This is a genomic window from Streptomyces sp. NPDC089919, from assembly GCF_040684615.1.
Classification (GTDB): domain Bacteria; phylum Actinomycetota; class Actinomycetes; order Streptomycetales; family Streptomycetaceae; genus Streptomyces.
The window spans coordinates 21,033-32,370 of the sequence record NZ_JBFBGK010000098.1; the positions used below are offsets into that span (position 1 = coordinate 21,033).

Annotated in this window: 9 protein-coding genes; 4 read left to right on the top strand and 5 right to left on the bottom strand. The window is 76.1% G+C overall.

Translation table 11 applies throughout. From position 1 onward, the window contains the following. Nucleotides 1–100: 100 nt before the first annotated feature. From AB0O40_RS29860 to AB0O40_RS29880, 5 genes are read right to left on the bottom strand one after another with little or no spacing between them, the layout of a single operon-like run. Entirely contained in the window at nucleotides 101–1,534 is a 1,434-nt protein-coding gene (locus AB0O40_RS29860; protein ID WP_365048181.1) for an MFS transporter, read from the bottom strand. After that, a complete protein-coding gene (locus tag AB0O40_RS29865) occupies nucleotides 1,531–2,442 on the bottom strand; it encodes a hypothetical protein (protein ID WP_365048183.1) in 912 nt (303 codons plus the stop codon). Before AB0O40_RS29865 ends, AB0O40_RS29860 begins: the two co-directional genes overlap by 4 nt. A 2-nt stretch (nucleotides 2,443–2,444) precedes the next feature. Further along, nucleotides 2,445–3,668 (bottom strand): radical SAM protein, encoded by a 1,224-nt coding sequence (locus AB0O40_RS29870; RefSeq protein WP_365048195.1) that lies wholly within the window; start codon nucleotides 3,666–3,668, stop codon nucleotides 2,445–2,447. A 38-nt stretch (nucleotides 3,669–3,706) separates the two neighbouring features. After that, complete coding sequence (locus AB0O40_RS29875) at nucleotides 3,707–4,669, bottom strand: hypothetical protein (RefSeq protein ID WP_365048185.1); 963 nt, start codon at nucleotides 4,667–4,669, stop codon at nucleotides 3,707–3,709. Continuing rightward, nucleotides 4,641–5,885, bottom strand: coding sequence for a glycosyltransferase (locus AB0O40_RS29880; protein ID WP_365048186.1), 1,245 nt, complete (start codon nucleotides 5,883–5,885; stop codon nucleotides 4,641–4,643). Before AB0O40_RS29880 ends, AB0O40_RS29875 begins: the two co-directional genes overlap by 29 nt. 543 nt (nucleotides 5,886–6,428) lie before the next feature. Here AB0O40_RS29880 and AB0O40_RS29885 point away from each other — a divergent pair. The 4 genes from AB0O40_RS29885 to AB0O40_RS29900 form a co-directional block, all read left to right on the top strand. After that, on the top strand, nucleotides 6,429–7,514 hold the full coding sequence (locus AB0O40_RS29885) for a radical SAM protein (RefSeq protein WP_365048188.1): 1,086 nt from the start codon (nucleotides 6,429–6,431) through the stop codon (nucleotides 7,512–7,514). Continuing rightward, on the top strand, nucleotides 7,511–8,173 hold the full coding sequence (locus AB0O40_RS29890) for an iron-containing redox enzyme family protein (protein WP_365048190.1): 663 nt from the start codon (nucleotides 7,511–7,513) through the stop codon (nucleotides 8,171–8,173). Before AB0O40_RS29885 ends, AB0O40_RS29890 begins: the two co-directional genes overlap by 4 nt. Before the next feature lie 44 nt (nucleotides 8,174–8,217). Next, nucleotides 8,218–8,397 (top strand): aroma-sacti cluster domain-containing protein, encoded by a 180-nt coding sequence (locus AB0O40_RS29895; RefSeq protein ID WP_365048197.1) that lies wholly within the window; start codon nucleotides 8,218–8,220, stop codon nucleotides 8,395–8,397. Between the two features lie 44 nt (nucleotides 8,398–8,441). After that, a partial coding sequence (locus tag AB0O40_RS29900) for an adenylate/guanylate cyclase domain-containing protein (protein ID WP_365048191.1) occupies nucleotides 8,442–11,338 on the top strand: 2,897 nt, incomplete at its 3' end.

Sequence of the window (11,338 nt, forward strand, 5' to 3'; positions counted from 1 at the left end):
GTCGTCCTGGTGGGCGACGACCTCGAGGTCCGCCCCCTCCTCGGGCTGCGGCTGCTCGGTCTCGGGCATGTGCGTACTCATTCCTGTGGGGCGTCCGGGGTCAGCGCGCCAACGGACGGGTCTTGGACGGGGAATCAATGGGCGCCGGAGCATCAGGTGGCGGCGGAGCATCGAGGGGCGCCGTGGGATCATGGGGAGCCGGGGGGTCGGCGACGTCCTCGGCGGCCTCCCGGTCGTCCGGCGTGCCCGGCAGGGCGGCCATCGCGAAGAAGCCGGCCAGCAGGACCACCAGCCCCGAGACGGCGATGATCGTGTCGACCGGGCCGAAGCGGAAGCCGGCGACCGAGCCGCCCATGCCCCGCAGGACCGATCCGGCGAGCCAGCCGGACAGCACCGCCGAGAGCATCGACGCGAGCCGGGTGACCGGGTAGAACACGGCCATCACCCGGCCCCGGTAGTCCGGCGGGGCGGCCGCCAGCAGCAGCGGTGACATCGCGGTGTTGAGCAGCGTGAGCGGCACGGTGAACACGAACAGCAGGGCGACGCCGCCCAGGAAGCCGGTCTGCCGGGAGTAGGCGACCAGCAGGACGCCGCTGACCAGCAGGCTGATCCAGGTGGCCCGGCGGGCGCCCAGCCACTGCACCACCCGGCCGCCGGCCAGCGCCCCGGCGATGCCGCCGGCGCCCATGGCCATGCCGAGGTAGCCGTAGAGCCGGGCGTCCGCATGGAGGTTGTCGGTGGCGAAGAAGATGTTGAGGGTGCCCAGCGCGCCGACCCCGAACTGGCCGATGACGGCGAGCAGCAGCAGCGCGACCAGGAACCTGCTGCCCGCGAAGAAGCGCAGCCCGTCCATGAACTCGCGCCGCACGCCGGTCCGTTCGCGCGGCGCGGCGGCCGGCCGGACGGCGCCGGACGGCGTGCCCGTCGCCCTGATGGACCGGATCGCGAGGTAGGAGACCGCGTAGGACAGGCCGTTGAGCAGCAGCGCCCATTGGAGTCCGGCGGTGAAGAGGAGGGGCGCGGCGAGCGGCGGCCCGATGATCCAGGCCGTCTCGCCGGTGGCCTGCGCGATGCCGGCCGCCCGGGCCCGGTCCGCGTCCCCGGTCACCAGGTCCGCGAGGACGGCGAAGCGCGCGGGGGAGAAGAACTGGCCGGCGGCGTTGAGCAGCAGCACGGTCACGTACACCAGGGCGAGCCAGGCCCCGGTCGGCAGGGCGCCGGCCGGCAGGAAGGTGAGCGCGGTCAGCACGGCCACGAGCACGCCGCGCAGCGCCTCCGAGCGCAGCATCGTGGCGCGCTTGTCCCAGCGGTCCACGAACACGCCGGCGAGCGGGCCGATGCCCAGCACGGCGACGCTGGAGGCCATCACGATGCCGCTGACCGCCACCGGAGCCCAGGACTGGTCCTTGGCCAGCACGGTGGCCACCCACAGCACCAGCGTCGTGTTGAAGACGGCGTCCCCGACGGAGGAGACGGCCTGGCCGAACCAGAGCCGGGTGTAGTCGCGGTTGATCAGGGTCAGCCGCGGGCTCATGACGGCCTCGGCGCGGCGACGACCAGTGCCATGAGGGCGGTGACCAGGGTCGTGTGGTACGCCCGGCCGAAGAACTCGGCGCCGGGGGCGGCCGGTTGTGCGGCCAGCTCCGCCGAGCGTCCCGGCAGCGCCCCGTCCGGCCGCTGGGCCCGTACCAGGCAGGCCACGGCCGCGGCCCCCGAGGGGGTCCGCAGCGGATCCCTCCCCAGGATGAACTGGGTGAGGACCAGCTCGGCGATCAGGTCCCACTCCTCGTGCGCGACGCCGTGCCGCAGCATCCGCTCGACCAGGTCGTGGGCGTGCGCCAGACCGGCCGCGTCCAGCCCGGGGGCGGTGCGGCCGAAGTCGCCGAGGTAGAAGGCGGCGTGGGTGACGCCGTACGCCTGCGGGAGGGGCAGCGGCGGGCCGTCCGCCGGGCCGGCGCGGAAGGCCAGCAGCGGGCTGTGCGGCAGCAGCTCGGCGTACGGCTCGACGCCGTGCGCGACCCCGGCCTTGTCCGCGTAGTGGCGGAGCTCGATGCGCTGGTACGGGGTCTTGCCCTGCGGCGACAGGAGCGCCGGGCCGAGCCGGCCGAGGACCGCCCGGACCTGGGTGCGGTCGATCCCCTCGGGCGCCAGGGCGGCGTAGACCAGCCCGTAGGTGGCCGCGTACGACGGCACCTCGTCGAACAGGGCCGGGAAGTCCGGGTCCTGCCAGAGCTTGCGGACCAGGGCGCCCGCCGCGTCCAGCGCCTCCGGGGGCTCGGGCAGCCGGCCGGCGCAGTGGCAGAGCAGCCCCAGTTCGAGAGCCGCCTTGGCCTTGCCGTAGGCCGCCGTCCGGGCGCTCGCCGAGAACGGGTCGAAATGGTCCAGGTGCCCGTCCAGCCAGGCCAGCGCACCGGCGGCCAGCCGCTCCAGAGGTGAGGACATGGCTACAGGCGCCCCGTCTCGTGCAGGTAGTCCAGCAGCGCCGTGTCGACGGAGTCGCGGAACCGCGCGAGGGTGCGCGCGTCCTCGTCGTAGCGGTACAGGTCCTGGCAGGCGATCCAGCGCTCGCCGGTCTCGGCGGCCGGCAGGTAGCCCTCGGTGACCGTGCCGACCTCCCAGTCGGGCTTGCCCGCGGTCTCCCAGCAGCTGGCCAGGGTGCCGTCGGCGCTCACCACCGCGCCGTAGCGGCCGTCGGTGTGGCCGCAGGTGGCGCAGCTCTTGCCGGCGCCGGGACGGCTGACGGTGAAGCCGAGGTCGAGCGCGCGGCGCTGCCAGCGGGTGAAGGCGGCCGGCAGTTCGCCGGTGTGCAGCAGGCTGTTGGAGTAGCCGACGCCCACGTCGCCGATGCGGGCGAAGTACAGCGTGCAGCGGGACGGGTCCAGCTCGCCGGCGAGCCGGTCGATCAGGGAGTCCACGCCGTGGAAGGTCTCCTGGGAGACGTTGACCCGCAGCGTCCAGTGGATCGAGGTGTTCTCGGAGGCCTTGGCGATGTTGCCGACGATCTTGTCGTAGGTCGCGCCGCCGTCCGCCCGGCCGATCCGGATCCGGTCGTGGTCGGGGCGGTCCCCGTCGAAGGTGACCTGGACCGAGTTCAGCCCCAGGTCGGCGAGCCGGCGGGCCAGGGACGGGGTGAGCAGCGTGGCGTTGGAGATCATCCAGGCCGAGGTCGGCGCCAGCTTCCCGGCCCGCTCCAGCAGCTCCAGGCAGCCGCGCGGGTTGAGCAGCGGCTCCCCGCCGAAGAGCAGGATGCGCAGCTTCTCCAGGCCCACGGCGGCCATCTGGCGCTCGGTGAAGCCGAGGATGTCGGTGATGGTCTGCGAGGTGAGGCGGCTGCGGCCGATCCGCGGCGGCCGGCTGCCGCCCGCCTCGTCCTGGGCGGTGTTCTGGAAGCAGTACCCGCAGCCCAGGTTGCAGTGGGTGCTGGTCAGGACGGTCAGCGAGTACGCGCGGATCGGGCTGCGCCGGAACATCCCGCGGTCGGCCAGCCACTCCTGCGCCTCCGGGCGCAGCTCGCCGGCGGCGTCGACGTGCCGGTCCTTGAGCTTGGCCACCCCGCCCGGGCCCAGGAACCACCAGTTCTGCTCGCCCTTGAGGAGGCGGGCGCCGGAGGGCAGGGGCGCGGGGTCCGCGACCGGCGGGGCACCTTCCGGGCTCGCGCCCGGGCGCAGGCCCACGGTGGTGGCGATGCTCACTGCTTGGTCGATGCTCACAGGGCCTCCTGATGGGCCGTTGCCGCTGTCAGGGCGGGCTCTTCGGGCCGGCCGCCGGTGACGATCAACGCCATCAGGGCCACGACGAGGGTGATTTTGTAGGACTTGCGGAAGTAGTCGACCGGCGTGGGGTGCGCACGGGCGTGTTCGGCGGCGGAGCGTCCGGGGATCGCCCCGTCGGGGGCCTGGGCCGCAAGGAGCATCCGCAGGGCGGCCGCGCCGGAGGAGGTGCGCCGCGGGTCGGCGCCCAGGCAGTGCTGGGCCAGCAGCAGCTTCGCCGCCACGTCCCAGTCGTCCAGGACCACGCAGTGGTCCGTCAGCCGCTCCACCACGCGCAGTGCCCGCCGGCGCTCCTCCTCGGGGAGGCGGGGCTCGCGCAGGCCGAAGTCGCTGAGGTAGAGGACGGTGTGCGCGACCTGGCAGCCGTCCAGGTCCGCCACCGGCAGGGTGGCGGCGCGGGGCAGCGGACTGGCCTCGTACAGCTCCTCGTACGGGGCGAACCGGTGCGGCACGCCCGCGAGATCGGCGTAGAAGCGGGCTTCCAGGTGCAGGAAGGGCGCCTTGCGGCCCGGCGCCAGGTAGCTGCCGGCGACCAGCCGGTCCAGGGCGGCGCGCGGCGCGTCGGTGGTGACCCCGGTCGGTGCCAGCGCCCCGTACATCAGCTCGTACTGACGTCCGTAGCGGGGGTCGAGGGTGAGGAGCCGGGTGAACTCCGGGCTCTGCCAGACGCGTTCGACCACCGCGGTCACCTCGGCCAGGGCCGGGTCCGCGGGGGCGCACCGCTCCCAGTAGCGCCGCAGCATCGCGAGCTGCAGCAGGGCCTTCACCCGTGGCGTGGTGGGCAGTTCGGTGTGTGCGGCCGGGGAGTCGAGGTAGGCGGCGTGCAGCCCCAGCCACCGCCGGGCGCCCGCCGACAGGCTGGTCAGGGCCTCATCGAGGCCGGCTGGTCGCGTACTCATGGTTCTCCTTCGGGGAAACGGACGCGCCGGCGGGGACGGCGGCACGGGCGCCGGCCGGGGGAGCGGCCGCCCCGGCCACCCGCTCGACGAGGTCCGCCGCGCGGGTCGCGCCGTCCGCCGCGGCCAGCCGGCCGCCGAGCAGCTGCGCGCGCGCCCGGAGCGCGTCGTCGCGCCATGCGGACTCCAGCAGCGCCCCGGCCGCCGTGGCCGGGTTGTTCGGGAGGTGCACGGCCACGCCGGCCCGCAGGCAGGCGCCGGTGAGCAGGGGCTGCTCGGAGCCGTTGGGGGACAGCGCGAGGGGCCGGCCGCGCAGCAGCGCGGCCAGCACGGGGGCGGAGGTGCCGTTGCTCAGCACCAGGCCGGCGCGGTCGACCAGCGGCGCCATCCAGCGCTTGCGGACCAGCAGGACGTCGGCGGCCGGGTCCGGCCGCGGGTCGGTCGAGCGGCCCTGTTCGACCACGGCCTGGAAGCGGCCGCCGGTGAAGGCCTCGTTGAGCCGGGGCCACAGGCTCTTGCCCTCGAAGAAGCGGCCGAGGTGGACGTAGACCACGGGCTTGCCGTTGCGCGCCAGGTGGTCCGTGATCGCCTCTACCTCCGCCGGGTCGGGCGTCGGCTCCCAGGACAGCGGGCCGACGTGGTGGATCCGCTCGGGCAGGCGCGCGCCCGGGTACTCCAGCTCCGGATCCCCGCGCAGCAGCAGCGCGTCGCCCAGCAGCGGTTCGTCCGCCCAGCGGGCGGCGCGCCCCGCCAGTCCGGTCTGCTCCCGCAGGTCGTGGTGGATCCGCAGGCAGTCGTCGGTACGGCTCTGCCGGGTCCGGCCCAGGGGCGGCTCGTCCTCGCCGCCGGACCGGTAGTTCCACAGGTGCACCGAGAGGCCGATCACGGCGACCGGGATGTCCAGGGTCTCGGCGGCGAGCAGCGCGCCGTTGCTCAGGACGGAGGTGACCAGCAGGTCGGCTCCGCTGTCGCGGGCGGCGCGCAGGGTCGCGCGGTACTGCGCGGCGCCGGTGGGTCCCCACCAGGTGGCGGAGAAGGCCCGGTGGCCGCCGTACTCCTCGGCGACGGCGAAGGGCAGTGCGGCGTCGGCGGCGACGGGGGCGGCCGTGGCCCGGCCCAGCAGGCTGACGTCATGGCCCCGGCGCCGGAGTTCGAGTCCGGCCGCGATCGCCGGATAGAGGTAGCCGCCGTCACTGAGCGGGCAGAGGAGGATCTTCATGGGCGCCGCTCCGTGGGCGTGGTGGTTCCGGTGCCGAGGTGGCCGCGGGCCCCCGGCTCTGGGCAGGATCTGCCAGAGCCGAGGGGCCCGCGCGGTGCATCAGGCTCGGTGAGCCTCAGGCTCGGTGAGGAGCTGTCACATCTCCGCGGAGTGGTTGACGATGCAGCCGGCCTCGGCCTCCTCGTCCTCACCGTGGGCGACGACCTCGATGTCCTCGGTCTCGGTCTGCGGCTTGGTGTTCTCAGACATGCTGTTCTCCTTCGTCGGCGGCGTCGTTGTGGCGCCGTCTGAGAAGAAAGCTACGGAGCCCGGGTACGGGAACGCCTGGCCGGCGGTTCGACGCCGGTATACCCCGAGCCCAGGGGCTCGGTACGGACCCCAGCGGCGCCTCGACTCCGCGTCCGGCGGCCCCCGTTCACCCCCGCCGACCTGCGGATGTACCGATCACCAGGCGGTCGTGAACCGGAACCGGGCCGGCTCCGGGCAGTATCCGGGGCATCATCCGCGCGCACGAGCGCGCGACACGAGCACGGAGGAGGACACGTGGAACTGGCGGAGCTCATCGGCCTGCGGCCGGTCCCCTGCGGCGGCCTGCTGGTGGCCCTCACCCGGCGCTGCCCCATGAGCTGCGCGCACTGCTCCACGAACTCCTCCATGGCGGCCTCCGAGGAGCCGGACCCGGCGCACCTGCTGCGCTTCCTGGGGTCGTTCGGCCCCGAGGACCGCCCCGAGGTGGTCATGCTCACCGGCGGCGAACCGCTGCTCCTGCCGGAGCTGGCCGCCCGGGCGGCCGGCCTCGCCCGCGCCGCGGGCTCCCGCACCGCCCTGCTCAGCGGCATGTTCTTCGCCCGCGACGGGCGCGTCCCGGACCGGATCATGCGGGCGATCACGACCCTCGACCACTTCTCGGCCAGCCTGGACGTCCACCACGAGCGCGAGGTCCCCCGCGAGCACGTGCTGCGCGCCCTGCGGGCCGTGCTCGACGCCGGGGTCCCCGCCAGCATCCACCTCACCGGCACCGGACCCGAGGACCCCTACCTCGCGGACGTGGTCGCCGAGGTCCGCCGCGTCTTCGCCGGCCGGGTGCCCCTGCTCGTCAACGAGATCCGGCCGCTCGGCCGCGCCACCGGCCTGGTCCGGCCGACCCCGGACGGGCCGGACGGCTCGGTGGCCGCGCCCTGCACCCTCGCCGCCTGGCCGGTGGTGGCCTTCGACGGGACCGTCGCCGCCTGCTGCAACCAGTGGACGGTGGACCGCCGCCCGGTGCCCGCGCACCTGCGGCTGGGCCACATCGCCGAGGACGACTGGGCGGCCGTGCGGGAACGCTCCCTGGCCTCCCCGGTGCTGCGGATGCTGCGCGCCGTCGGACCCCGGAGGCTGCACGCCCGCTACGGCACCTCGCCCGCCCCGGCCGGCTACTGCCGCAGCTGCCACGCGCTCGCCGACCGCCCCGAGGTCCTGGCCGGTGCGGCCCGCGAGGCCGGCGGCCGGGTCGGTGAACTCCTGGACCGGCTGGGCGCGGAGCAGCAGCGCGCCGCCGGCCCCGCCGCCCTGGTGAGCCGGATGGGCTGCGCCCGCTACGCGCACCTGGTCGAGTCGGCCCCCGCACCTCTGGAGAGCCGCCGATGACCGTCACCGCCTCGCTCGCCCTGCGGACCAAACTCGCGCCCACCACCACCGCCCTGCGGGCCGCCACCGCGCGCCTGTGGCGGCCGGACGGGCTCCGGGAGCGGTACCCGCGCTACCTCGCGGCCATGTATCCCCTGGTGCGGGCCTCGGTGCCGCTGCTGGAGCGGGCCGCCGAGCGCTGCGCAGGACTGGCCGACCCGGCCGCGCGGCACCTCGGGGCGTACTACGGCCGGCACGCCGAGGAGGAGCGCGACCACGACCTGTGGCTGCTCGAGGACCTGGCGGTCGCCGGGGCCGGGCCGGCCGCCGTGCCGCACCCCGTCGCCGTCGAGCTCGCCGGGGCGCAGTACTACCGGATCGAGCACGAACACCCCGTCGCCCTGCTCGGGTACATCGCGGTCCTGGAGGGCAACGCCCCCGGGCCGCGGCTCGCCGACCGGCTCGCGGCGGCCACCGGGCTCCCCGACGGCGCCTTCCGCACCCTGAGGGAGCACGCCGAACTGGACGGCGGCCACCTCGACGACCTGCACCGGGTGCTCGACGAGCTCGCCCTGCCCCCGGAGCGGCAGCGGGCCGTCTCGGTCAGCGCGCTGCACACCGCGAACCTGCTCACCCGGCTCTTCCTCTCCCTCGCCACCGACCCCGGAGGACACCCGTGACCGCGCACCCCCGGCCCCAGGACGACGCCCCGTCCGAGCCCACCCTGGAGGCGCTGGCCGCCGCCGGCTTCGAACTCGACGCCCTCAGCGAGGAGCAGTACGAGGTACTGCGGGCGCTCGCCCCCGAGGAGCTGGCGCTGCTCGTCGACATCAGGGGCCGGCTCGACGCGGCCGCCCCCGAAGTGCAGGCCCACGCCGACGTGGCGGGCGGCGCACTCTTCTGACCCCCGGCCGCCCCGCGGTCCCGCGTCCACCGGAGGAATCCACCATGCCCTGCACCTCGTGCCGGAGCGCACTGCCGCCCGGCGCACGCTTCTGCCCGTCCTGCGGCAGCCCGTGCGCCACCGGTCCGGCCCCGGCCAAGACCACCGGCCGCAAGGTGGTGACCGTCCTCTTCTGCGACCTGGTGGGCTCCACGGCGCTCTCCGGGGCACTGGACGCCGAGACCCTGCGCTCGGTGACGCTGCGCTGGTTCGACCTGATGCGGCAGCTCATCGAGGAACAGGGCGGCACCGTCGAGAAGTTCATCGGGGACGCCGTGATGGCCGTCTTCGGCGTGCCGGCCGTGGGGGAGGACGACGCCCGCCGGGCGGTCGCCGCCGCCCTCGCCATGCGCGCGGCGCTGGCCGGGCTCAACGACCGGTTGGAGCAGGGCGTCGGGGTCCGGCTGGAGATGCGCATCGGACTCAACACCGGCCAGGCGGTGACGGGTTCGGCGACCCTGCGGCAGGCCATGGTCTCCGGCGAGGTGGTCAACATCGCCGCCCGCCTGGAACAGAACGCCGCCGCCGGTGAGATCCTGATCGGCCCGGACACCCTGGCCGCCGCCGGCCCCGGGGTCCGGACCGCGCCCACCGGGCCGCTGCTGCTCAAGGGCAAGCGCGACCGGGTCACCGCGCACCGGCTGCTCGGCCTGGACGAGGAGGCCGGCCCGGAGGCGCTGCGCCGCTTCGACCTCGCCTTCATCGGCCGCACCCGCGAACTCGACCTGATCGACCGTACGGTGGACCGCGTCGTGCGGAGCCGGACGGCCGAGCGGATGGTCATCGGCGGGGAGGCGGGCCAGGGCAAGACCCGGCTGGTGCGCGAATGGCTCCGGCGGACCACGGCTGTCCCCGGCGGCCCGCGCCACGGCGTCGGGCGCTGCCGGGCCCGCGGCGAGCAGCCCAGCCTCGGGCCGCTCGCCGACGCCGTGGCCGACCTGCTCCGCACCACCGGCCCCGCCGCGCCCGCCGCCGAACTCGACCTCCTCCGAGGCGGCCTGCTCCGCACCGGTACGCCCCACCCCTCGCCGGCCGACACCGAAGCCGCCCTCGCCAAGGTCCTCGCCGGGCTCGCCGCGAGGGGAGCGGTGGTCCTGGTGATCGACGACTGCCACTGGGCCGCCCAGCCGCTCTTCGACACCCTGGACCGGCTGCTGCGGGCACTGACCGACGCGCCGGTCCTGATCCTGCTGCTCACCCGGCCCCCGCTCTTCGACGTACGGCCCGAACTGGCCCTGGACGCCGTGCCGCTGGGCGGACTCTCCGACGCCGAGGCGCAGCTCCTCGCGGCCGAACTGACCGCGGGCACCGGGCCCGGCGACCCGCTCGGACCCCGGGTCCTGGCCCGGGTCGGCGGGAACCCGCTGCACCTGGAGCAGTTGCTGGTGGCGGGCGTCCCGGTCGACGCGGACAGCGTCCCGCTCCCGCTCCAGGCCCTGATCGGCGCCCGGATCGACGCCCTGGACCCGCCCGAGCACCGGGCCCTGGGCCTGGCGTCGGTCCTGGGCGGCGACTTCACCGCCGACGAACTGACCGCGCTGGCCGGGGCGCCCGCTCCCACCTGGACCGGGTCCGAACTCCGGCCCACACTGCACCGGTTGGTCCGGCACCGCCTGATCCGGCCCGACGGTGCGGCCTTCCGCTTCGGCGGCGGCCTGATCCAGGAGGTCGTCTACGCCAGCCAGTCCAAGCAGGACCGGGCCGACCGGCACGAACGCGCCGCCCGGCTGGACTCGGTCCGCCGGCGCGGCAGCGCGGCGGTCGGGGGCCACCTGGAGCAGGCGTACCGCTACCGGGTCGAACTGGGCGCCCAGGACGCGCACACCGACGGGCTGCGGCGGCGGGCCGCCGACGCGCTCGCCGAGGCCGGCCGCCTCGCGCTGACCCACGCCGACCCCGTCTGGGCGGCCGACGTGCTGTCCCGGGCCAGCGCCCGCTACGCGGCGGGCGAGCCGGGCCGCACCGCGACCCGCCGCCGGCTCGGCCAGACCCTGCTGGACCTGGGGCGCGGCACCGAAGGCCGGGCGCTGCTCGAGGAAGTGCTGGCCGAGGCCGCGGACGGCGGCGGGGACGCCGTGGAGGGCGCGCACGCCCGGCTGGCGCTGGCCTCCGTCGGCAGGTCCGCCGGACCGGTGGAGTCCCCGGCCGAGGCCGCCGGCGCCACCCTGCCGGTCTTCGCGGCGGCCGGCGACGACCTCGGCCAGGCCCGGGCCTGCCTGCGGCTGGCCCAGCGCGCCCAGGAGCAGGGCCGGCACCGCTCGGCGGAGGGGCTGCTGGCCGGGGCGCTGGAGCACGCGGTACGCGCCGACGCCGAGCCCGAGCGGGCCGCGGCCCTCGGCGCGCTGGGCGTCTCGCTCTGGCGCGGCCCGCAGCCGGTGCCGGAGGCGGTGGCCCGCTGCCAGGCGCTGCTGGCCGAGCAGGGGGCCGGCCGGCGGGCCGTCCGGCTGACGCTCAACTGCCCGCTGGCGGTGGTGCTGGCCCTGCACGACGACCACGACGGCGCCCGGGCCTGCCTCGCCCAGGCGCACGACCTCGCCCGGCGGCTCGGCTATGCCGAGGCCGACGCCTTCCTGCCGATCTTCGCCGCGGCCGTGGCCGCCCAGACCGGCCGTCCGCAGGAGGCGCTGGCCGACCTGGCGCGGGCCGCCGGCGCCGCCCGGGAGCTGGGCGCCACGGCGCTGCTGCGCAGCGCCCTGCTGGACACCGCCCGCATCCACCTGGACCTCGACGACTGGCGCACCGCCCGCGCCACCCTCGCCGAGGCGGCCGGCGCCCGGGCCGACTCGGCCCGGCCCCGGGCCGAGGCGGCGGGCCAGGACCGCCAGCGGGCCCCGGACGCGGCCCCCCCCGGCCCCGCCGCGCCGGCCGCCCCGCAGGGCGCCCCCGCGGGGGGCCCCCCCCC